This is a genomic window from Streptomyces coelicoflavus (assembly GCF_003112555.1).
Classification (GTDB): Bacteria; Actinomycetota; Actinomycetes; order Streptomycetales; family Streptomycetaceae; genus Streptomyces; species Streptomyces coelicoflavus.
Genome location: NZ_BEWB01000029.1, coordinates 1 through 22980 on the forward strand (window position 1 = coordinate 1; position 22980 = coordinate 22980).

18 protein-coding genes and 1 pseudogene are annotated in these 22980 nt (G+C 67.5%); 5 read left to right on the forward strand and 14 right to left on the reverse strand.

The window, feature by feature from the left end; all coding sequences use genetic code 11:
• Nucleotides 1-1276 precede the first annotated feature (1276 nt).
• The 4 genes from Sco07f_RS39325 to Sco07f_RS39340 form a co-directional block, all read right to left on the reverse strand.
• Nucleotides 1277-2122, reverse strand: coding sequence for an IS5 family transposase (locus tag Sco07f_RS39325; protein ID WP_108990770.1), 846 nt, complete (start codon nt 2120-2122; stop codon nt 1277-1279).
• 71 nt (nt 2123-2193) lie between these two features.
• Nucleotides 2194-2613 (reverse strand): RacP protein, encoded by a 420-nt coding sequence (locus Sco07f_RS39330; RefSeq protein ID WP_108990771.1) that lies wholly within the window; start codon nt 2611-2613, stop codon nt 2194-2196.
• Nucleotides 2614-2615: 2 nt separating this feature from the next.
• On the reverse strand, nt 2616-3479 hold the full coding sequence (locus Sco07f_RS39335; protein ID WP_439959717.1) for a DUF6192 family protein: 864 nt from the start codon (nt 3477-3479) through the stop codon (nt 2616-2618).
• A 362-nt stretch (nt 3480-3841) separates the two neighbouring features.
• Nucleotides 3842-4783: a glycoside hydrolase family 113 protein gene (locus tag Sco07f_RS39340; protein WP_108990772.1), complete on the reverse strand. Its 942-nt coding sequence runs from the start codon at nt 4781-4783 to the stop codon at nt 3842-3844.
• A gap of 737 nt (nt 4784-5520) precedes the next feature.
• Between Sco07f_RS39340 and mobF the strand changes: the two genes are divergently transcribed.
• A complete protein-coding gene (gene mobF, locus Sco07f_RS39355; protein ID WP_159107066.1) occupies nt 5521-7464 on the forward strand; it encodes a MobF family relaxase in 1944 nt (647 codons plus the stop codon).
• 239 nt (nt 7465-7703) lie between these two features.
• Here the strand turns inward: mobF and Sco07f_RS41045 are convergent, their stop codons facing one another.
• Nucleotides 7704-7844, reverse strand: a complete 141-nt coding sequence (locus Sco07f_RS41045; protein ID WP_244942267.1) for a hypothetical protein — start codon at nt 7842-7844, stop codon at nt 7704-7706.
• Between the two features lie 712 nt (nt 7845-8556).
• Between Sco07f_RS41045 and Sco07f_RS39365 the strand changes: the two genes are divergently transcribed.
• Nucleotides 8557-11892: an RHS repeat-associated core domain-containing protein gene (locus Sco07f_RS39365; RefSeq protein WP_244942274.1), complete on the forward strand. Its 3336-nt coding sequence runs from the start codon at nt 8557-8559 to the stop codon at nt 11890-11892.
• 409 nt (nt 11893-12301) lie between these two features.
• Here Sco07f_RS39365 and Sco07f_RS39375 read toward each other — a convergent pair.
• Nucleotides 12302-13043 (reverse strand): annotated as a pseudogene (locus Sco07f_RS39375) (transposase); the annotation flags it as partial.
• Nucleotides 13044-13232: 189 nt separating this feature from the next.
• On the opposite strand from Sco07f_RS39375, the gene Sco07f_RS39380 reads away from it, so the two are divergent.
• Nucleotides 13233-13703 (forward strand): HIT family protein, encoded by a 471-nt coding sequence (locus Sco07f_RS39380; protein ID WP_108990777.1) that lies wholly within the window; start codon nt 13233-13235, stop codon nt 13701-13703.
• Between the two features lie 57 nt (nt 13704-13760).
• Here the strand turns inward: Sco07f_RS39380 and Sco07f_RS41050 are convergent, their stop codons facing one another.
• Together Sco07f_RS41050 and Sco07f_RS41055 are read right to left on the reverse strand one after the other, a co-directional pair.
• Entirely contained in the window at nt 13761-14531 is a 771-nt protein-coding gene (locus Sco07f_RS41050; protein ID WP_244942268.1) for a Mu transposase domain-containing protein, read from the reverse strand.
• Between the two features lie 63 nt (nt 14532-14594).
• Nucleotides 14595-15017: a terminase gpP N-terminus-related DNA-binding protein gene (locus Sco07f_RS41055; RefSeq protein WP_244942269.1), complete on the reverse strand. Its 423-nt coding sequence runs from the start codon at nt 15015-15017 to the stop codon at nt 14595-14597.
• Nucleotides 15018-15141: 124 nt separating this feature from the next.
• Here Sco07f_RS41055 and Sco07f_RS39390 point away from each other — a divergent pair, with 124 nt between their 5' ends.
• Nucleotides 15142-15552 carry a hypothetical protein gene (locus Sco07f_RS39390; RefSeq protein ID WP_244942270.1) on the forward strand — a complete coding sequence of 137 codons (411 nt, stop codon included), beginning with the start codon at nt 15142-15144 and terminating at the stop codon, nt 15550-15552.
• A 72-nt stretch (nt 15553-15624) separates the two neighbouring features.
• Here Sco07f_RS39390 and Sco07f_RS39395 read toward each other — a convergent pair whose 3' ends face one another.
• The 6 genes from Sco07f_RS39395 to Sco07f_RS39985 all read right to left on the reverse strand — a co-directional run bounded on the left by Sco07f_RS39395 (nt 15625) and on the right by Sco07f_RS39985 (nt 21699).
• On the reverse strand, nt 15625-16413 hold the full coding sequence (locus Sco07f_RS39395; RefSeq protein ID WP_159107067.1) for an HNH endonuclease: 789 nt from the start codon (nt 16411-16413) through the stop codon (nt 15625-15627).
• Nucleotides 16414-16466: 53 nt separating this feature from the next.
• The gene (locus Sco07f_RS39400) at nt 16467-18113 is read right to left on the reverse strand and encodes an AAA family ATPase (protein WP_244942271.1); all 1647 of its coding nucleotides are present in this window, start codon (nt 18111-18113) and stop codon (nt 16467-16469) included.
• A 382-nt stretch (nt 18114-18495) separates the two neighbouring features.
• Nucleotides 18496-18894 carry a PIN domain-containing protein gene (locus Sco07f_RS39405; RefSeq protein WP_108990779.1) on the reverse strand — a complete coding sequence of 133 codons (399 nt, stop codon included), beginning with the start codon at nt 18892-18894 and terminating at the stop codon, nt 18496-18498.
• Nucleotides 18894-19169 (reverse strand): hypothetical protein, encoded by a 276-nt coding sequence (locus tag Sco07f_RS39410; RefSeq protein WP_107476325.1) that lies wholly within the window; start codon nt 19167-19169, stop codon nt 18894-18896. The genes Sco07f_RS39405 and Sco07f_RS39410 overlap by 1 nt, the downstream gene beginning before the upstream one ends.
• A gap of 349 nt (nt 19170-19518) precedes the next feature.
• On the reverse strand, nt 19519-19968 hold the full coding sequence (locus Sco07f_RS39415) for a hypothetical protein (RefSeq protein ID WP_108990780.1): 450 nt from the start codon (nt 19966-19968) through the stop codon (nt 19519-19521).
• A gap of 300 nt (nt 19969-20268) precedes the next feature.
• The gene (locus Sco07f_RS39985) at nt 20269-21699 is read right to left on the reverse strand and encodes a hypothetical protein (RefSeq protein ID WP_159107068.1); all 1431 of its coding nucleotides are present in this window, start codon (nt 21697-21699) and stop codon (nt 20269-20271) included.
• A gap of 395 nt (nt 21700-22094) precedes the next feature.
• On the opposite strand from Sco07f_RS39985, the gene Sco07f_RS39420 reads away from it, so the two are divergent.
• A complete protein-coding gene (locus Sco07f_RS39420) occupies nt 22095-22919 on the forward strand; it encodes an ATP-dependent DNA ligase (protein ID WP_244942272.1) in 825 nt (274 codons plus the stop codon).
• Nucleotides 22920-22980: the final 61 nt, after the last annotated feature.

The following is a 22980-nucleotide window of genomic DNA, read 5'->3' on the forward strand; positions in this document are numbered from 1 at the left end:
ACTAGTCAGGGAGCGGTTCTTCTGTGAGGTATCGGCGCTGGGTAGGAAACACGATGACGTCTACATCGGTGGCGGTGTCGCTTAGGGCCCAGTGCTCGGATCGTCGTGGCACCGCTTGAAGAGGCCAGGCTCGTACTTCGAGCCTCACCCTGTCGATGACGCCGTGAACGGCGGAGTCGAATACCTCCAGGTGCACGCTTGCCCTTGGAGCAGGTTCCGCAGGGTCTGCGGTCCAGTCGGCAACGGTGTTGCTGGCGGCCCAGCGGAAGAGCGCAGTCTGACCGGGACGAAGAACGTGCTCCCGGTTCAGGTAGCTCCTGTCACTGCGCCACTCCGAGGCAGTCGGTGGGACCGGGATCATCTCGCCTGGTAGCAGGGGCGACTCACCCGTGATGAACTCGCCCTCAGTGCGTGTTTTCGAACCCTTCAGTTCGACGTCGCTCCAGCGGATACCCGGCGTCAGGCCGGGCTAGGGCGATCGGATCACTCTGAGTGCGGGCAGTATCGAGGAGATGAACCTCAAGGACGCCGAGCAGGGAAGAGAGGGGTATGCCGATAAGCGGCGATATTGCTACTTGGGTGGGTTCGGCCGGGACGTGGGCTGCGCTGGGGGCCGCAATCTACGCAGGGCGAGCTGCCTTTCACTTGCTTCGTGTAGAGCAGCAACGGGATCTGGAACAGGAGCAAGATCGCCGTTCTGCCCAAGCGTCCGGCGTCGCCGGATGGACTGGTTACCAACCGAACGCGGACCTTTTGTCAAGCATGGCCCTTCCCCCGGACGCCGCGTATCCCGACGTCTATCTCATCAACAGTTCCAGGCTCCCCGTCTACGACCTTCGGCTATACCTCTGGGTGGATTTTCAGGACGGCCCCCTGCTCTGGCAGATCCGTGCCGCGGTTCCTCCGACGCTTCAGCCCGTGAAGGTCAGTTCCTTCCTGGGCGCACGTGAACGTGAGGCAGCCGTCATGGCTCGGGTGACCGGCGTCTCGGTGGCCTTCAGGGACGCCGAGGGGAACTGCTGGCAGAGATCGCGGGACGGCCTGCTTCATCAAGTGCCTCCGTCTGAGCATCAGCTGCGAACCGTGCGGGACAGAGGGGAGAGTGTTGTGGCCGTGCATGTCGATGCCGTCAATCCTCCCCCGTTGGCGTGACGCCCTGAGCTCACTTCAACAGATTCGGAAGACGATGACACCTGGTAACCCCGAATGTGCGCGCCGCCCGAACATCGGGACGCGGGCTCTGGTGCCCCATGGACCGGAGCTCAGGAGGTAGGGCTCAACTGGCTGGCACCGGATTTCTTGGCCAGCTGGGGGTGGCGCCTTTCCGGGCCAGGCGCCTGGTCATGAGGGTGATGGCAGCCCAGGTGATCAGGGTCTCGGAGTGCTGGACGAGCCGTTCGTAGTCCCGGGCATGGCGGCGGGCGTGCATCATCCACGCAAGCGACCTTTCGACGACCCAGCGGCGGGGCAGCACGATGAAGCCGGAGGTGTCCTTGGGGCGGCTGACGGGCTTGATGGTGAGGTTGAGGTGCTGCTTTGCCCAGTCGATGAGCTTCCCGGCGTAGGCGGAGTCGGCCCAGACGATCGTGATCTCGGGGTGCATGAGGCGGAGGCGGAAGAGGACTTCCTTCGCCGCGGCGGCGTCGTGCAGGTCGGCGGGGGTGACCATGACCATAAGGGGGAGGCCGCGGGTGTCGACAACCAGGTGGCGCTTTCGGCCGTTGATTTTCTTGCCCGCGTCGTAGCCGCGGGTGGCTCTGGAGACGGTCTCGGCGGCTTTCACGCTCTGGGAGTCGATGACCGTGGCCACCGCGCGGGGGCCTTTGCCCATGTCCCGGCGGATCCGGCCGGCGAGATGGTCGCGGATCTGGCCGATGATCCCGGCGGCTGCCCAGCGGGCCATGAACCCCCAGACCGTGCGCCAGGGCGGGAAGTCCGCAGGCAGGGCCCGCCATTTGCATCCGGTGTCGACGACGTATCGGATCGCGTCGACGATCTCCCGTCGGGGGTGCTTCTCGGGCCGGCCGCCGCGGCTGGTCTCGCAGGCCGGCTTCGGCAACAGCGGTTCGAGCAGGGCCCATTCCGCGTTCGTGGTGTCGGAGGGATAGCGACGCTGACGCATGACGCGGCTTCCCTCCGGATCAGATGGGGAGGGGTGCCCGGCCTCCGGCCGGGCACCCCTCCCGGTGGTGGTCAGGCAGAGACGACAAGGTCGAGGGTGGATTCGATGGAGTTGAGCTGGGCGACGATGTGGCGTACCCACTTGTCGCCCGGGTGGGCGGCGGCGTGCGGGGCGACGGTGCCGGTGATGAACCGGCGGAACTCGGTGAGCTTCTCGGCGAGCACGGCCCGCTCGTATGCCTCTAGCGCGGCCCGTTCGGCGCCGAGCTGGTAGCCGTCGGCCCGGGTCCAGATCAGCGGTGGCCAGCCGTTCTCGGCGATGATGTCGCGCAGAGCGGCCAGCCCGGACCGGACCTGGCTGGGAGACAGTCCGCTCGCGCGGGTCAACTGAGGGAACAGCAGCCCTGCTGGTCTGGCCTCGAACAACACGAACCGCAGAGTGTCCGCGTGCCGCTGGGCGGCCTCGCCCCGGCGCCGTGAGGCGCGGGGCACTGCTACTCGCCCCGCAGCATGCGGGCGAGCTCGCCGTCCATGTCGACCTTGCCCGTGTCGACCGCGGTCTCGATCCAGTCGAGTGTCGCCCGGACCTTCGCGATGTTCTCGTGCACGATCGAACGTTCGTCCTCGCCGAGCGTGCGGTCGCGCAGGCCGGGAACGGCCCGGCCGGCCGCGGCGACGAACGAGTGGCAGGCGGTGACCAGGTCGAGGAACTCCACCGTCCGGTCGATCTTCTTCACCGCCGGTGCGACCGGGCTGGTGTCCTCGAAATGGTCCCGGGCTTGCCGAGACCGTTCAACCTGGGCATGGTTGACCTGGAAGCGGGCGGTGTCGTCGCTCATCGCCCTGAACGCGACGTCCGGCCGGCGCAGTAGGTTCGTGGCCGCCGTGGTGGCCACGTGCTCGTCGCGGGTGAACTCCTCCACCACCCGGGCCTTGTCCACCGTGGTCACCTTGGCCGTCACCTCGGGCCGTTTCAGGAAGTCGCTGGTCACCGACGCGGCGACCTGGTCGTCCTGGGCCAGCGTGTGGATCGCGGTGATCTTCTCCTTCGGCGTCACGGGCGTCTCGACCCGGTTGCCGACCCGCCGGCTGGCGTCGTCCGGCGTCCACCGGGCCTTGCCCCCGGGTGGCGTGAGGATCGCGTCGAACCGTTCCTGATCGTTCTCGATGTAGGCCAGGATCCGGTGAACGGTGTAGGAGACGCCCCTCTGGCGGCGGTCGGCCGGCCAGCGCGAGGACGTCCACCGCGCCGACTTCACCGTGCTGAACTTCAGGCCGATGTCCTCGGCCAGCCGCGTGAGCGTTGTGGTCACCGACCACTCCGGGTCCACCCCGAACCGGGGATCAGAAACACGCACTGAGCGCCGGGTCACGACCAGCAAATGGAGGGAGATCGGCCCGGCCTGGTATGTGGCAACGCCGCAACCGGGCCAGCGTCACCACGCCCTCGAGCTCCACGGGCGGTACCCGCTCTCGGTAAGGACGGGCCGGTCTCGATCAACCCGAACCATCTGCCCCTGCGGCTCGGGTTGACTGAGACACTGAGGCTTCGCCAACTTGAAGGCGCCGGTCAAAGGGCTGGTGTGACGGTAGTTCGGGATGCTCATGCTGGTCGCGGGCGGCAGTCTGTGCAGTAGATCATCCGTCACCCCGCACCCCAGTGTGACGGTGGTCGGGGGCTGTGAAGCGGGTGCTGCCAAAGGCCGGAGATCTTGGTCGATCAGCTGCGTTGGTATCTGGCTGCCATCGTGTGGAACACCTTCTTCGGTTCCCAGCGCATCTCGTCGAGCATCCGGACGACGCCGTAGGAGCCAAGGTCTTGCTCCCCGGGCCTGCTGTAGCTGGCGAAGGTGAACCAGAGCGCGGTGTCCACGCCTTCCTCCTCGAAGATGTCCAGCAATTCGGTGAGGTAGCGCGCCTGCTCGTCTTCGTCCGGGACCGCGCCGTGAGGCACCTGCCAGGCCATGCCGCCACGTTCTCCCGCGCCCCGGTACGCACAGGTTCCGTACTCGGTCACCGCGACGGGTTTGCCGTGGGCGAGGTGCCCACGCAGCTCGTCACGGAAGCTGTCGGCGTTGTAGGCGGCCCGGTAGGCGTCGATGCCGACGAGGTCGAACGCATCCCAGTCGACGAACTCCCAGGGAGCCGATGCGTAGGTGACCTGCCCGCCGAAGTGCATACGGACGGTCGCGGCGATCTGGGAGAGGAAGTCGTTGAGGCGTTCTTGCACCGGTCCGAGGGAGGACCACCACTCCATGTCGGCGTCGGCCATGGCCCGAAGGCGGTCGCCGTAGGTGTCGCCCGGGAGGAAACCGCCGCAGAACACGCTGATCTCGCAGCCGGCGACGAACACCACCTCGGTGCCGGCCTCCCGTACGGCTTCGGCCCGGGCTGCGCAGTCGGCGAAGAACGGGAGCAACTGGTCGCGGGGAAGGTCCACGGGAAATGGGGCGAACCAGACCTCAAGGCCGGTGTCTGCAGCGTGTCTTGCAGCGATGCTCAACCGTTCGGGCTCTCGTCCCGAGATCCGAACGGCGTCACAGTGGAGATCTCTGGAGATCACCGCCATGTCGTGCCGGACCGTCTCAGAGGTGAAGCTCTTGCGGGAGAGTTGTTCCCCCGGGAGGAACCCTGTGTCGTAGTTGATGCCCCGTGCGCGCACGTCCGTGTCCCTTCACTGCCGTTGCCGTGTTCGAGCAAGTCAAAGCCGCGCTTGGGGTTCTTGGCCAGAGGGCGGCTCCCGAGTGTCGGCCTCGAGGGCCTGTGCTTCAAAAGACTGGCGGAGCCGTACCGGCCCGGGGACCGACGGGGATGGAGCAAGTACAAGGTCCGTGCCACCACCGACGCCATCGTCGGCGCCCTCACCGGCCCTGCCAACGCGCCCCGCACGCTGCTGCTCGGACGCCACGATCACACGGGCGCCCTGCGCTACACCGGCCGGACCCCCCCCTCACCCGCGACGCAGCCATCTCGCTCGCGGAGGTCCTGGCACCAGCGGCGGGCAGTCATCCGTGGACGGGCCGCAGGTTCACCGCCGGGTGGGGTGCGCGCGACGTCCTGGACGTCACTCTCGTCCAGCCCGCGGTGGTGGTGTAGGTGGCGGTGGATGTCGCATGCGACGGGGCCGGCCGATGGCGCCACCCTGTACGCCTGCACCGTGTCCGCCTCGACCTCTCCCCGCGAGCCGTAGCGCCATTCGGCGACTGACAGGCAGGTCCCATGCGGGCCCGCGCTGTCCTGCCGAGGGCTGCCGGAGAGCGATGACATTCGCGTCCGTCCCGGGGCCGCTTCCCGCCCGGCGGGAAAGCGGTAAAGAAAGTTCGGCCACTGCTCCCGCCCGGCGGGACGTGCCGCTGGTTGGCCTCTTCTTGCAGGTCAGGACCGTGTGGCGTGGTCTGCATGACAGTGGATATCAGGGTGATCCGGGCCGGCCAGATGTACCGCTACTACCTCCGCGAGACCGTGGTCGGCGACGGACGCCGCTCGGCGCGCACGCCGCTGCGCGCCGCCCAGGAGCAAGCCGGTGTCCCGGCCGGGCGATGGATGGGCCGGGGACTTGCCGCGCTCGGACTCGCACCGGGCGAGGAAGTCACCGAGGCGCAGCTACGGAACCTGTTCGGCGAGCGCGGCCGCCACCCGGACGCGGACCGGATCGAGGCCGGCCGGCTCGCCCAGGGCGTCTCTCCGAAGAAGGCGTTCAAGGCCGGCGCCCTCGGACGCCAGGTGACGGTGACCGGCGTGGACTTCGTGTTCCGGCCGCAACCGACGATCTACCTCCTGTGGGCGTTCGGGGATGAGGAGACCCGCCTGGTGATCGAGGCCGCGCACGAGCGCGCGATCGAGCGGGTGCTGGAGTGGATCGAGGACGAGGTCGCCGTGATCCGGTACGGCAAGGACGGCATCTACCGGGTGCGGCCGCCCGGCGGTCTGGTCGCCGCCCGCTTCCGCCACTACGAGGCCCGTTCCGGGCGCCCCTTGCTCCATGATCACCTGCTGCTGTCGGTGAAGGGGCAGCGCCTGGACGGGAAGTGGGGCTCGATCCACACCACGGCCCTGCACGAGAACACGGTCGCGGCCTCCGCGCTCTACAACGAGCTGGTCGCCTCCGAGGTCTGCGAGGTTCTGGGGCTGGCGACCGAGCCGCGCACCGTCACCCCGGGACGCCGCCCCGTGATGGAGATCGCCGGGGTGCCGCACGAACTGATCCGCTGGACCTCCCGGCGCAGCGACCAGATCGCCGCCTGCCTGACCGAGCTGGAGCACGAGTACGTCACCGCCGTCGACGACGACGGCGAGCCGCTGTTTCTGCCCGTGGTCTCCGAGCGGGCCCGCGCCAAGATGAACCAGATCGCCGCCCGCAAGACCCGCCCGCCCAAGCAGAAGACCCAGCCGCTCGCGCAGCTGCGCGCCTGGTGGAAGGCGAGCGCGATCCTCACCTCCGGTGTCGCCGCCGACGTCATCACCTCTCTCCTCGAGTACGCCCGCGCCGCAGCCGCCGCGATCCGGGCCCGGATCGCCGCCGTGGTCGACGTCGCCCTGGCGGCCGTCGACGTCACTGCGACCGTGTTCGTGATGAACGACGGCGGCCACTTCCACCGCCGCCACCTCCTCGCCGAAGCCCGTCGCCACCTCGCCCTCGTCCTGCGCGGCCGCCGCCGCGCCCCCGGCCTGGACGACCAAGTAGTGGCCGCCGCCATCTCCACCCACTGCCTGGACATCACCGAGCCGAAGACCGTACGCGGCCTGGAGGCCGGTTACCGCCTCTACACCGCCCGGTGGTCCCTGTCCGACCTCCCCACCCGCCACCGACCTCCGACCCCCGCGCCCGACCCGGACCGGCAACCCCCGGCCGATCCCGGCGAGCCGGGCCAGGAAGCGGGGGAGTGGGAGATCCCCCGCGCCCCGCTCCAGTACGAGCGCGCCGTCATCGCAGGCGCGGTGCTCAGCGAGAAGCTGCGCACCACCACCGTGCGGGGCCGGGCGTACGACGTCGTCGCCCACCAGCAGGCAGCGATGCCCGAGCAGCTGCTCGCACCCGAGCCGGCCGACCCCGAGCACGACGACCAGGAGCAGGAGCCCGGCCGCCGCGAGGCGATGGATCTGAAGGCGTTGCGGGCTCTGCGGGAATCCCGCACGGACGTGGAAGCCCTCGATCTCACCGCCGAACGCCTGCGCCACCTCCAGGACGCGTTCACCGAGGCGGCCGACCGGGCCCACACCACGATGAACCGCTACACGCGCCGCGACGACACCAAACCGCCGTACCCAGTGCGCCCGGACGACCAGCAGGCGCACCGGCCACAACAACCCGGACCGCACCGCGGCCGGGAGGCCGGCCACTGAGTGAACCCGATGGTGCGCACCCGGTGCGGTGGTGCGCACCGATCCACCGAGTGGAGTCCACCGTGGGGGGCCACCCGTGCTCAGAGTCTGAGGGCCAGCGGGCCGGAGTTTCTACTTGCCGGACCTGGAGATAGGTCTGCAGCGTGTCGGGAGCCATGCCGGTGTGCTGGCACTACGCGGTGATCAGCATGGCCGCCATGTTCATGATGCCGGCCGTGTTCTTGGAGGGCCGGCCGTTCCTACGCTGCCCGGTCCCAGTGGTCCGGGCGGGTTTCCTCGTCGGGTGGCTGCTGTGTGGCCTTTTCGCGGGCGCGCAGGATGGCCCAGGCCGGGATGGACAGGCAGGTGAGGTACCAGGGCACGGCCAGATGCTGGGCCACCAGGCTGCTTGGGGCGTGACGAGGAGGTCGAGGGCGGCGGTGGTCATGCCGGCGGCGAGGCTCCAGCACAGCAGGCGCCCGGCCCACCGGGCGGCGAGGGTGAGCCGGTGTGGGGCGGGGGAGTGGTGGCGGGTGGAGCGGGAGCAGGGCATGCGTCTGCCCGGTGCGTTCATCGCAGAGGGGGTCCTTCACAGCAGGGATGGTTGCCGCGGGCTGGGGGACCACGCATGCAGGACGGGGCAAGTGTGCATTCCGTGAATGCCTGAACCCAGGCGCCGCTTGCGTGCGCCACTGCCTCTGAGACAACTCCTGTGGCTAGTGCGTTCATGCCATGACCAGCATGAACGACGCGGTGATCATGCCTCATGGTCGGCTGGAAGGTCTGAACCTGACCAAAAGTGTCCGGTCACTGACCTTGGACCGGCAGAGACAGGGCCTGTTCGAGGGTTTTCGGTCGTGATGCTCGCCAAGATCGGTCAGAAATTTCATCAACTGGGCTTGCTCAACGGCCCTTTTGAAACGATAGGTGTGTGTTTGAACCGGTGAAGCGGCGGGGCGCATTCCGGCCCGCATGCATATGACGTTCGAGGGGACGTCACGCCAGTTTGTGTGCTTCCTGTGACAGCTTGTGTGCCGCTGGTGACCGCTGGGGTCGCCGGGTCTGACTTCCTGTGGGGGGAAGCTGATGCACTCGCGTGCTGCGCGCACGCCCATGTGGCGTGCCCGGAGAACACACAGAACCGCTCCTATTTCGGCGATCACCACCGCTGCCGTGGTGATCGCTGCCGCGCCCGGCCTGGCGGCGACACCGAAGCTGCCGGAGCCGGAGAGTCCGTGGACGAAACCGACGAAGGTCGAGGCCCCGGCGACGCCGGCCGGGAAGACTAAAGCCCCCGGCTCGCAGGCGGAGGCCAAGCCGTCGGCCGAGATGGCCGCCTGGCGCTCAGCCCAGAAAGCCCGCGCCACGGGCGGGAAAGCCAAGAGCTCCGCATCCCAGTCGGCCGTTGCCGAAGCGACGGACCAATACCTGCCCCAGGGGCAAGGCGAGGTTCCCTGGCATCAGATCCTCGACACCCGCCTCAACGACGCGCTCGTGGCGCGGGTGAACATCTCCAACGGCAACCTGATGCTCGCCGCAACCGACTTCGACATCGCAGGCGTCGGCCAGAAGCTCCAGCTCACCCGCACTTACAACTCCCTCGAAGCGCCATGGGGGAAGGTGTCCCAACGCTGGTGGCAGGAATACGAGCGCTACCTCCAGATCAACGACGGCAAGGTCGACGCCTTCGACACCACCGGCAACCTGCTCCGCTTCACCGCCAACACGGACGGCACCTACACCACGCCGACGGGTTACTCGAAGGACCTGAAGAAGAACGCGGACGGCACCTACACCCTGACCGACCGCAAGTCCGGCACCAAGGACACCTACAACGAGCACGGCACCCTGCTCAGGGTGACGGACAAGAACGACGGCACGATCACCGTGGACCAGCACGACGAAGGCAGTGAGCACAAGGGCTTCAAGTTGACGGAGACCCGCTCGGGCCGGTGGATCGACCTGGTCAAGACAGACGCGAGCCAGTGGCAGGCCAAGGACCACACCGGCCGCACCGCCGTCTTCGACCTCGACAGTGCGGGCAACCTCGCCAAGGTCACCGACACCGCCGGCAAGGCCACCGCCTACGCGTACGACTCCTCCCACCGGGTGACGAAGGTGACCACCCCCGAGGGCACGGTCACCCTGTTCACCTACGACTCCCACAACCGCGTCACGTCGATGCAGCGGGCGACGGCATCCTCGTCCGGCGGCCACACGGGCCCGACCTGGCGCTACGACTACACGGCCACCACCCCGGCGGACGCGGGCACGACGACGGTCACCGATCCCGACGGCGACGCCACCAAGTACGTCCACAACGCGGACGGCGAGGTCACCAAGGTCACCGACCCGCTCGGCCACGCCCGCCACTCCACCTACAAAAACCACCTCACCCAGACCGCCATCGACGCGATGGGCACCGGCAGCGACGGCACCGGCGGCAACACCACCACCTACGGCTGGGACGACCGCAACAACCCCGTCTCACAGAAGCTGCCGATGGGCGCGACGGCATCGGTGAGCGCCTACCAGACGATCGCGGGCACCGACCTGCCCAGCGACATGAGCGGCGCCAACGGCCGCAAGGACTCCTTCAAGTACGACACCAACGGCAACACCCTGTCGGTCACCACCTCGGGCACCGCGGGGGCTACCCGCGAGTACACGTACAACGACGCCGACCCGACGTGCGGCGGGTTCGAGGGCCAGCGCTGCACGGCCAAGGACGGCAACGGCAAAGTCACCTCCTTCACCTACGACGACCAGGGCAACCTGATCAGGGTGAAGCCGCCGGCGCCGCTGGGGGAGAGCACCTACACCTACGACGCACTGGGCCGGGTGGAAACGGTCGAGGACGGCCGCGGCGTCACCACCGTCTACGTCTACGACACCCGAGACCGGGTGCGCGAGGTCTCCTCCACCAACTTCACCGTCACCTACACATACGACGGTGACGGCAACGTCACGACCCGCTCTGACGCTTCTGGTTTCACCAAGTGGGAGTACGACGAGCTCAACCGCGAGAGCGTGCGCACCCTGCAGAACGGCGCGCAGACCGCGCTCGCGTACACCCCGGGCGGTGACGTCGACTTCTACACCGACCCGACCGGGACGACGGACTACACCTGGGACAAGGCCGGCCGCCTGGACCACCTCACCGCACCGGACGGCAAGAAGACCGACTTCGACTACAACAACAACGACAAGCGCACCAAGACCGTCTACCCCGGCGGCACCACCCAGACCGTCACCATCGACGACAACGGCCGCCCCGAGCGCATCAGGACCACCTCGGGCACGCGGACCTTCGTCGACCTCTCCTACAGCTACGCCAGCGCGGGCAAGGACACCACCAAGATCCGCACCAGCACCGACAATCTCACCCAGTACAAAACCAGCTACACCTACGACTCCCAGGACCGCCTCTCCTACGCCCTGGAGGCGGACTCGGCGGGGGCGCGGAAGGCGTCGTGGCTGTACTGCTGGGACAAGGCCGGCAACCTCACCAGCCAGGACGGCAGCAAGAACACCTGCCCCGGTGGCACCACGTACACCTACAACGACGCCAGCGAGCTGACCGGCAAGAACGGTTCCACCACCGGCTGGTCCTACGACAAACTCGGCAACGAAACAGCCGCCGTCAGCAGCAGTGCCCGCACGGGCGAATCCTGGACCGACTACAGCCAGCTCGCCGGCATCACCACTGGCGGCAAGACCTACGACCTGGTCCACGCCGGCACCACCAATGCCGAACGCACCAAGCTGGGGTCGACCTGGTTCCACCACACCGCCTTCGGCCTGGCGTCCACGACCACGAACGGCGTCGACACGGGATTCATCCGCGAACCGGCGGGCACGCTGAACTCCATGACGACTGGGGGGAAGTCCTACTACTACCTCACCGACGCCACCGGCAACGTCCTCGGCCTCGTCGACGACAGCGGCAAGCGGACACACACCTACGCGTACGGGCCGACGGGCCTGCCCCGCGGCACCATCGGCGAGGCCGTCCCCCAGCCGTACCGCTACGCGGGTGCGTACGCCGACCCGACCGGCCTGTACAAGATGGGCCACCGCTACTACGACCCCACCCTCGGTCGCTTCACCCAGCCCGACCCCTCCGGCCAGGAAGTAAACGCTTACCTCTACGCCGACGGCGACCCCATAAATAAGACGGACCCCACCGGGCTTGGTGCTCTCGACTGGCTGGGTATGGCGGGAGATGTGGCGCAGGGGGCCATCCACCTGGCACAAGGCGACACGCGTGCACTGTGGGGCGACGTGGCGGGGTTCGTGGCCGGAGCAGCCACCCTTGCAGTGTGCGAAAGCATCATGCTCGGATCAGCTCCAGCTACTGCCGGCGCCTCTGCTGTATACGGGCAGGCCGTCTGCTGGAGCGCATCTTGGGGCGCTAGCACACTGGCCGGAAACCTGGTCGGGGGCTGACCGAATCAGTCTCAGCTGGACGATAGAGAAGGAGTCACTATGCCTCTGGGATGGACCAGTGAGCAGCAGGCTGGAGTGAAACGATGGTGGCAGTTCGCTACCTTCTTCTGTGTCCTGGGGCTGGCCCTTTCCGTGTTCCTGATAGTCAGCGGGAATTCTGGAGGATGGGGGCTCCTGGTCTTCATCGTTCTTCTCTGGGGAGTGGGTTGGTATTCCCTGAGGGCGATGAAACGTAATCGACCTTAGCCTCGATCTTTCGTGACGGGCCGTCGGATTCTCCGGCGGCCCGTATCGGCCTGTCGGGTCGGTGACGGGTAGGACGATGACCCGGCTGTCGCGTCGGGTGTGCGCCGGGTTCCACGGCTCCCGTGGGCGGTTCGAGTTCGTCGGGACGGTCCGTTGCTGCTGGTCATCCAGGGTTCGGGAGCGCGTCGAGTCGCTGGATCGCGTCTGTGATCCCGTCGGTCCAGGGCCAGTGGTGGGTGAATCTCATGTGCTGGCGGCGGGCGGTGGTGATGAGTTGGGCGGCGGCGGAGAACAGTCGCAGTCGCAGGCGGCGGGGCTCCCAGAGCCTCGGCTTGCCGGTCAGGGCGAGCATCGGTAGCCAGGCCAGCAGGTCGAGGGCGAGCTGGACGATCTCCAGCCAGATCTGGTTTTGCGCGGTGTCGTGAAGGGGCAGGTTGCGCAGGCCGGTGGCGCGCGCGTTGCGGATACAGTCCTCGGCCCGTGCGCGTTGGCGGTGCCGCAGATCCAGCGCGGCGATCGGGACGTCGGTGGTGTTGGTGGCGAAGCAGGTCAGCCGCAGTCTGTCGGCATCGGTGAACCGCAACTGGGCGCCGGGGTGCGACCGTTCCTTGCGGACGATCAACCGTATCCCTCTTGGCCAGCCCTTCAGGACATCGTCATCGAGCTCGGCGGTCCAGGCGCCGTCGCGGATCTCGCCGCCGGGCTCGACGGCCGGCGTCCAGGTGGAGGCGGGGACCTGCAGGACGGCCTGGTGAATGGCGTCGATGATGGTCATCCCGACCGTACGACAACCACCGACCCCGCCTCGAGAGCCAGGAGACGAAATCGTGGGTGCCGCCCGCGGAGTCCGTACGAATCAGTGTGGACCGGCGGCGCCGGTGACGTTTCGGGAGCTGCGCCAGGGATGCCCTGCCGCCCGCGCTCACCCCTTGCACGGTTGAGTCTGCCCCGTGCCCGGCGGGGGGGGGGGGGGGATGGGGATCTTTGAAAACGGCCGGGGCCGCTCCTCACCCCCACTTGCTTGGTCTTTCAACTGAGTGGGGAGGGTGGGGATCGAAGAGCGGTCCTTGATCACCAGAATGTAGGTTTTGGCCATGACTGGTGACTGGCGGATGGACCGGATCGGGACTGCGTTGAGGGGCGAGAACCCGGCCGTCCTGCGACGGCTGACGTCGGGGTTCGCGGTGATCGGGGACGTTCAGTTCCTGCCGGGCTACTCGGTTCTGCTGGTGGACGAGCCGGATGTGCAGCGGCTGTCGGACCTGCCGAGGGCGAAGCGGCTGTCGTTCCTGTCTGACATGGACCGGCTCGGCGAAGCGGTCGAGCGTGCTTGTCGGCGGCTGGACCCGGCTTTCCGCCGGGTCAATCTGGAGATCCTGGGGAACACGGACCCGTTCTTGCATGCGCATGTCTGGCCGCGGTTCGAGTGGGAGCCGGCCGATGTGGTGGGCAGGCCAGTGTGGCTCTATCCGCGTGAACGGTGGAGTGACGAGCAGTTCAGGCTCGGTCCGCAGCACGACGTGCTGCGGGATGCGATCAGCAGTGAACTGGACCAACTGCGCTGACCTGAGTGTTGCGGGCCCGCCGACCGTCAGGTCGGCGGGCCCGGAGATCGGTGACGGTCAGCCGAAGCTCACTGGAGGCGTTTGAGCGGGACGATGTCGGTGACGCGGTTGGTAATCGCGGGGCGGGCGGCTTCCTGGGTGGCGAGCAGGGCGACGATCGTGACGGGCTGGTCGCAGTGAGGACAGTTCCGGACTGCCGTCGGTGCCAGAGGGTCGATGGCCCCGGGGGCTGTCGGCTGCCGAGCGGGCGGAAGGGCTCGGGGTGACGATCCGCAGGTCGTCCTCGCCGAGCCGGTGCAGGACCTTGACCGTGACGCCGGGTAGGCCGGGCGGAACGGAGTAGAAGTTGCCGTCGAAGGCGACCAGGCTTTGCGGACTGACGGTGCGCTCGACCTCCAGCTCGGCCGGGAACGGCCGCACCGGGATGTCGAGCAACGGCTCGGCCGCGGCGAGCTCACCAACGGTGGTGACCGCTCCGTCGATCCGCCGGCGCCGGTCGTCCATCCGGACCGAGAGCTTGTCGACCCCGGACTGGGCCTGCACGACCGTGAGCCCGTCGGGAACCGTGCGCCACCAGCGTTGCGCAGCCGAGTGGTTGGCCTTCTCCACCACTCCCTTGCGGTTGCCGCGACGGGGCGGGCAGATGTCTACCCCGACCCCGTAGTACTTGGCGACGGCGGCGAACGCCGCAGTGACCTGGCCGCTGGAGGGGTAGCAGACGGTGGCCATCCGGTCGAAGCGCCACCGGCGGGCGGTTCCGCCCAGCTTGCGCACGACATCGTCCAGGGCCTGAACCAGATGGGGGAAGTCCTCCGACTCCGCCAGCACTGCCCTCCACCGGCCCGAGTGCGCGAGGGCCCCGACCAGCAGATGCGCGTGCTCACCCGACCCTCACCCGTCGGGCGGATCGGGCAGCTCCAGCCAGTCGAACTGGATCTCCTCACCCGGCGGATGCGCGATTACCGCGACGTTGCGACCGGTCGAGGCATGACACGGCTCGCAGTGCGGCCGGACGCGATAGCGGCGAAGGGCGCGGGTGAACGTCGAGTACGCACCCTCATAGCCGAGCCCCACCACCTCGTCGAACAGCGTGGACGCCCATAGGTGCGGGTCGTCAGCAAGGCGCTGGCGGCAGTACGGAAGGAACCGCACGAACGCATCAGGCGACTGACGCCGATGGCCGGCGGTCCGTTCACCGTTCAGATAGGCCCGGATCGTCTTGCGGTCCCGGCCCAGATGTCGGGCGATCGCCGAGATCGTCCATCCCTGCCGACGCAGTGCATGAGCATCCACGTCTTCCTCCCGCGTGAGCATCCAGGCCCCCGGACAGGCCGAACTTGCGCACGCAGGCTTTCCGGACCAACCGCCAGATACGACGACACACCGGGCAAGATCACACGATGGATGGGGAGATCAACAGAGCAGGTTTGCCCCACCCGTGAGCAGCGAGTGGGGAGATTCAAGAAGCGCCATCAGGGGGGGCGGGGTGCCGCCGGAGCTGCTGGCGCTGGTGACCCACCACTGTCGTCGCATCAACGCCTACCTCGCCCGTGCCCAGCACCTGCAGACCCTGCACGGCGACAGCATGAAGCAGTGGCAGCGCCTGGTCCTGTACGCCCTGACCGACGCCCTCGCCCACAACCACCTCCTGGTCGGCACCCTCGCTGCCTACCTCCAGCGACAGGACTTCGACCCCGACCTGCTGCGTCGCTACCTGCAGTCTCCCGACCGCTACATCACTCGTGAGGCCGTCCAGCACCTCGACGGGCTCACCGGCGCCGTGCCCGAAGAAGCGGCCGAGCCGGTCTGGACCGGCGTCGGCCGGCGCATCGCCCGCGACGGCGGCTGACGGCCCACACCAGCTGGAACGGCCGAACGCTCCGGCCCGGGCTCTGCTGCGGTGCGGGGTCCTGTGGGTCGTTCACGAGCTGAACGCGCCACTGCAGAAGGCCTCGTCGCATGCCAGAGCCCGGTAGGTGACCCCTTCCCAGCCGTTGAGCCGGTCGCCCAGGCGGGTCCCCGCCTCCTCCCGCAGATACGCGCGGACCGCATTGCTGCCGCTGCTACGCAGCAGGTCGGTGAGTTGCCGCCGGATACCGCTCACGGTGCGGTTGGCCTGGAGGGCAAAGAGCCTGGCCAGACCAAACAGGGCGAAGTGGTGGCGGGTTCGGGCTATGAGCACGGGATCCCATTGCGGCGGAGGGCTGACAAAGAAGTCCAGCCAGAGGGGACTGCTGTCCACAACGCGCGCATCCAGCCACGGATCCTGGTCAATACGGTCCAGGTAGGGGTGGAGCGGCGTCGTCTCGGCATTTGAGGGCATGCCCTCGCCCTTGGCGTGGTTGCAGTCGGCGCAGGCAGGCACCAGGTTCAGGGGATCCACGCACAGAGCGGGGAACATCTTCTTGGGCAGGAAGTGGTCCAGAGTGCGGACCACACCCTGGCCGCACAAAGGGCATCTCTCATCCACCGGGCCACCCATGATCTTCTCGTACACCGCGCGTCCGTCCCGGGTACCGACTATCCCGTTCTCATAGACCCAGCGCACTGCATCGGTGGCCGAGATGCTCGGCACGGCGAACTGCGCGCTGCTCAGCTCGTGCACAGCGCCGCGGCGCGCTGACTGCCGGAAACGCTCGCCCGCGGCCTCGACCACATCGCCGGCGGCCAGCAGCAGGCTGCGCCGCTGCACATTCCTGGTGCCGCGCACACACGCCTCATAGCTCTCCCGGGCCGAGAGCGCAGGTGGATCGAGGGGCCACATCAGCGGCGTCCGCCCGCATCCCGGTAGGCCAAAAGGATCCTCACCAAGCCCTTCGCTTCCCCTCCGAGTTGCCCGCCGAAGCGGTCCAGGACCTGCTTGTAGGAATCCAGCTGATCAACGGCCCGGGCGATCTCGGCGTGAAAACCGGACTGCCTGACCTCCAGACCGAAGATCTCATGAGTGAGAACCCCGACGTTTTCTCCGTAGGTCTCGATGGCAGGCCGCTTGGGCGGGCTGCGATCCCAGGGGCTGACCTTCCACACGCACGAGCGAGGTACTTCCTGCAGGACCACCGGGGAGTGGGTGCCGATCAGTGCGACGCCGTTGCGGTCGGTCAAGAGGTCGGACAGAGCCCGCACGAAGGACGCGAGGAGCGGTGGATGCAGATGGGCCTCGGGCTCGTCCAGCAGCACCAACGACTGTTCCGCAACGGTTTCCACCAGCCGTGTGATGGTCAGCAGCACAACGGCGTGCCCCGAACTGAGACGCGAGAAGATCTCCCGTGCGCCAATCGCGTACGACTCGGGGTAATCCCCTCGGTCCTTCAGGTACCGGGCGAAGTCATGGACGGAGGACTCGTAGAAAAGTGGATCGCTGCCCAGTACGTTCAGTGCGTTGATCCAACGGCCAATCCGCCCGGCGGCCGCGAGCTCCCCCACGCTCCGACTGAACTCCGCGCTCAGGTCGTCGTACGACTTGCGCTCTTTGGTGGGCCGCCCGAAGCCATCCACCCGGGCCAGGCCCACATACGTGTACGACACGGCTGCTTCTACCTGCTCCGCGGCAGGCGGCAGCTGCTCGCCGGGAAGGTCCTTGTCCGCATCCCAGCTGCTCAGCTGCGGGTCGCTGCCCTCGTCGCCCTCGACGTCTGTTCCAGCGCGCTCCTGAGCGGGGTCGAAGGCACTGAACGTGACGGACACGACGTTGGTGAACGTCTCACCGCGGTCGCCGGCCCAGACGATCTCGCCGACATCCTCCGCCTGAGCGTGAGGACTCACCACCGCCTCGGCGATGTTGCCCAGCAACGTGGTCTTGCCCACCCCGTTGCGGCCGATCAGCACGTGGATGTTGGTCGGGGGCCACGAACGCGGCGTGACCGAGAACGACAGCTGCACCGGCTTCGCAGCGCCCGGCGTCACGTAGCCGAAGTCGTAGGCCGTCAGCCTGGACCCGCCCCGGGCGATGCGTCGGAACTGGCCCTCAACCGTCTGCGGCTCGACGCTGCGCAGCAGCGACGTCTGCGTCACGTCCCAGAACGCGGCCTCGGCGAAAACGGCAGGGCTGAACGCGATGTCACACAATCCCTCGAGGATCTCCGCCCGCACTGGGTCACCGAGCATGCCGATGTTCTCGTAGTAGATGGCGTCCTGCCCGACCGAGAACCAGTACAGCCGCCCGTCCAGCCCATCCAGCCGGTCGAACTCGCCTCTGTCCACCAGGGGCCTTACGTTCCGCACGATGTCCGCGTAGCCGATCTTGACCCGCCCCAGCTCGACGACCGATTCACCGCCATCGCAGAACCACAACCGGTACAGCGTCAGATAGTCGTCGTCGGGCCAGGGCAACGGCTCCAGCAAGCAAGCCCGCCGCTTGCGCCAGCGCCTCCTGCGCGGCCTGTCCTTCGCACCCAGCACAATGAAGAGCACGTACCCCTCCCTCAGAACGGCTCACTGAAGCATCCGCCCTCCGCCCGCGACAAGCAGGCGTCAGGGATCCCCTGTCGGCAGACCTGGCCCGGATGAAATGGAGTTGTGGCAATCCGCGCAGAAGACGCTGGACCGTCATTCCAGTTTTCCCGGACCAGGACGCCTGCCCAGGCGCGGGGAAGGCGGACCGTCTGCGGCCGGGGCACGTCAGCACAGAGAACGCAACGGCCCTGTGCGAGCGGTGCTGCTCCCGGCGAACGGATGTCGGGGCCCTGACGGGTGTCGGGTGGCGGCGGGCCAGGCCCCGGGCCAAAGCGACGACCGTCCCGGTGTTCCAGGCGGGGTACGGCGGCCGTCTCCTGCCGCCAGGGCGGCAGGCGGGCTACTGGTCGGGGTGGACGGCTTGGACGCCGGTGCCGGCGTATGCCTTCGGCGTCAGGGTGAGCAGGTACCGGCCTGCGGGGTGTGCGGCGGAGGGGCGGGCGGCGTGGATGGCGTGGACGGCGGCCCAGGAGTGCCCGAAGCGCAGCAGTTCGGTGGCGGTGACCGCGGCGTCGGTGTCGAACGGCTCGATCCGGATGAACCGCAGTCCCTTGATGTAGCCGAGCAGCCCGGGGCGTTCGGCGTCGCCGGCCGTCAGGGACAGCACCGGCGCATACAGGTCTCCGAGTCCTCCGCAGGCCTGGACGTAGAACGCGGCGACCGCCTCGTTGAACGGGTCCTTCGGGTCGTACAACGCTCCCGCGGTCGTGTGGTCCAGCACGACCGCGATCCCCGCCACTACGCGGCTGCCCGCGGACCGTGCGCGGTGCCGCCCAGACGCTCCAACAGCGCCCGGGCCTTCGCCTCGGCCTCCGGGCTCGGTGCGCTGCCGAGGGCGGAGGCGAGTTCGGAACGGGCCAGCTCGGCCCGCTCCGCATACTCCGCCTGCGTCGGTGTGCTCAGCGCGAGGTCCTCAACCAGGTTGCGGATGGTGGTGCCGTGCTCGGCGGCCAGCTGGGCGAGCCGGTCCCGCGCGGCCGTGCCCACCTTGATGCTTGTCTCGTCTGCTGCCATATCCCGACTCTACCGCGCTCCTCTACTCCGAGTAGAGGAAACTGCGTGGACGGTCCAGCAGGCGCCCGTGTCCGGGCAGGGCGCGCCTTCAGCACGCGGGTACGCGCATTGCGCCCTGTGAGCGCTCTCACCTCACCCCCGGGCCTGGTCGGGCGCTGGGTGGCCAGAGCCCGCTCGAGGGCGTCGAGCATTGTCACGATGTCGTAGACCTTCACGCCCACGTCAGCCGGCAAGACGTCGATCACTTAGCCGGGCTGACCTGATCGGCTACGGGCCATAGCTCTGGCTTCGTCCATGGCCTTGGCGAACGCTTCGTCCCGGCGGCGCCGTTGGTAGATCGCCGCTGGGGTCACGCCGGCCGCCACAAGGGTCGCTTTCGGCTTGCCCAGTGCTTCCAGGAATCGCGCCACACGCGTGGGCGTGAGTCGGATCTGCCCCGTGTGCCGTGCGGCGCTGCGGAGTCGCTGACCGCGTCACAGGCACGCGCGAACGCTGGATCGTCCCCTCTCCAGCCGCTGAAGCTGGTGGAGCCGAGGATCAGCTCGGCCCGGCTGGGCGGGACGCCGAGGGCGAGCAGCCGCAGGAAGTCGGCGCGCAGCGTCCGGCCGTGCTCCTCCGGTGCGTCGGGGTCCCGGCCAGCCAGGGCGATCGTCAGGCGGGTGTCTGTCCGCGCGGTGGCCCACACCGTGGTCAGGCTGAGGCCGAGGTCGGCGGCGGCCAGGTCGAGGGCCTGGCCGTGCCGGAGAGCGGTGATCAGCCGGTTGGTCTGCCGGGCGGTGAGCCTGGCCGTGTCGGTCATGTCCGCACCCTACGAGCAGCCTCGGCGGAACCCCGAGTATTGCCCGGACCGGGGCCCCGCCGTCGGCGCAAGAACCGCGGGGGAGGCTGTCTCGCACCACCGGGGACAACGAGCCGGGGCACACCGGGTCACCGCCGTGCGGCCCAGCGCGGCGCGCGCCGCGTCGAGTTCGGCGGCAGGCTCGGGGTATGGACTGGCCCGTCTCCGTCGCTCTCGCCCAGGCCGTACCAACCCTGCCCACGGGCAAGGATCTCCACTACGAACCCAAGCTCGACGGTTCTCCGGACGCTCTGCTGTGTCTCATCTGGCTGAATCCTCAACTGGGCACGTATCCGCGCGCAGCGCCTCTATTGACTGCTGCAAAAGACCCGCGAAGCAAGTTCGGGTAGTCTCCAGATGCCGCGTGAGCCAGACTTCTAACTCGTCGCCTGTCGGTGCCGAGTAGCCGTCGGCCGAAGTCCGTGTTCGGCAGATATGGTGGAGAATTAGCCTGCGCACATCCGGATTATTGAAGTATCCGGTGTGCACCAACGCGCTGTCACTCTCTGTGAAGAACTTACCAGAACCTTGACCGTCTTTCGGCATGCCTTCCAATGCTGCAATAATCAGTAGCTCGCGCGCCTTTGGTGCGAGCATGGCATTGCAGTCAGTGACCTCTCGATCGATTTCACGAATGGTGCGCACAGGGAGGCCCCAGTGGGTGCAATCGTGATCCATGGGTAGCGGCCAGGGTGAGACATAGGCGGCAACAGTGCGAGGAAGGTCAGATCCCTGGACGTTGCGTGCCAAGGTCCGGGCAATATTTCGTGTCCACAACGGCACGATCCATCGATTTACCAAAGTGACGACTGGCTTCGTTGCGGACAATATAGAAGTGCGCCGAACGTGCGGCACCAGGGTGATCGTGCGAATAGGGTCCGGTATAGTCAAATTCGGTAGCGGTGCCTGATTGGGGAGACGCGCCAATTCTCGTCGGGCGCCCAGTGTGCCCGATGACCACAACAGCTCATACCTGACCTGGTGGTGAGCCAGAGCCGAGAGCATGTTAATGGCTTCATCAGATGGCGACCACAAGCCCAGCCAGCGCCCGGAGAACCGGCGGAAGACACCAGGTACAGCCCGCTCGCGATCTAATAATGAATCACTATAATCGCTGACTCTCATCGAGCGGAAAGTCACCAGCCAGCACAAGACGTAAGGAGCACTCCATGCATTGGCGGTGTCGCTAGTTAGCACCCCCCTGCCCCAGTTCCACCCGAAAATTGAAGCAACGAGAGGTACTAGTGGAAGCGCCATCAGCAACATCGGAATCAGAGCAACGCACTGTTTACCCAAAACGCGCCAGGCTGATGGTGATTGGAGGGACAGGCAACGGGAAATCAGCCCTCGGCGTACCGGTATGTAACGCATGAATGGGGTTCCGACGGTCGTCCAACTTCGCAAACCTTGCAATCTTATCGCCGACCGAATGGCTTCATACTCCGCCGAGTCGGGAAGATGTCGAGTCTTGTACTTCACCCACCCAGGCTCGTACTCGTCGCGCCGTGGCGGGATGAGCGGTTGGCCACCTGGTAGGACATCAGGATCGTTCAAGGCCCGGCGCAGTTCCGCATAGACCCTGCCGTGATTACGCGTAACTTCGGCGCTGACCAGGGCCTCCCAGATTATCGAACCGCCATGACTATGGCCGACAAGGTGGTAATTCCGCCCTTCATGTTCGAGTTTCAGCATGAGCGCCAGCAATCTATTAGCTGCATGCAGTCGGCTAACCTGGCTGTTCGCGCCGTCCCATCGGAACAGTTGGACAGATTCGTCGGGCAGAGCGACGTCCGCCGGTAGGTGTTCTTGGAGCCATCGCCAGTTTGGACTGTCTCGCTGCCACCACCGGTCCCCCCTTTCACCATCGGCGGTGGAGAAGGTGCCATGAACGAGGATGACAAGGTCGGGGAGTTGCTCAGGGTCAGCGGACGGTGTAGCCGGACCGGGGCGTGATGCTCGCATGCCTCATTGATAGCGCCGTTGGCCCCGTTCGTCCTGAGTATCCAAACTCAGCTCATGACGCAGGCGTGTCAGCGCCCAGCACATCGCCCCCCGTATAACGATGACCAAGCCAGAGCGGCGCTGCTGTGTCTCGTGAGACACAGCAGCGTCTGGAGAAGGACGGGCACAGGCTCATCCTCCGGCGGGACGCCGAGACCGTACGCCTGCAGACCCGTTCCGGCCGGGACGTCACCGCGGTCTGGATGGACCTCGCCGTCGCCGGGCTGCAACTCCCGGCCGGGACGATTCTGGACGGCGAGGGGATCGTGTACGTCGACGGCCGCGTCGACTTCGGCGCCGCCCAGTCTCGCGCGAACTCTACCCCTGCCCGTGCGCGTGAGCTTGCTGCACGCTGGCCCGCGCACCTCGCCCTCTTCGACGTCCTCCAGCACCCCGACCATGGAGATGTCCGCGGTCTGCCGTACGTGACGCGCAGGAGGTTCTTGGAGGAGCTGATCGAGGGCAACGGCATCGGACCGCCTCTCCAGGCCGTGCCCACCACCACTGGCATTGCGACGGCGCGCCTCTGGTACGAGTCGCTGCACGGGATCGGCATCGAGGGCCTGGTGGTGAAGGCGGGATCTTCGGTCTACCGCAGCGGCTCGAGGCAGTGGCGGAAGGTGAGGCACGCGGAGACGGTGGACGCCGCGGTGGTCGGCTACACCGGCCCGGCCGCACGGCCGCGGCATCTGGCCGTGCTGCTCCCGGACGGCCGTAGGGCGTTCTCGCAGACGCTGACGGCGCCCCTGGCCGCGCAGGTTGCGCCGCACCTAGTGGCCGCGGGCAGGGCCCGGCGAGCGCGGACCGGAACCGGGGACGCGTACAACGCGACGGAGGTCGATCTTGTGGTGGAAGTGCTGGCGGGTTCTCTGGGGGCCGGGCTGTTGCAGCGGCGACGTTCTCATAGTTGATGCAGCTCAGCGCTGTGTGGCTGACCATAGTGAGCACAACACGTGTGGCGCTATCGCTAGT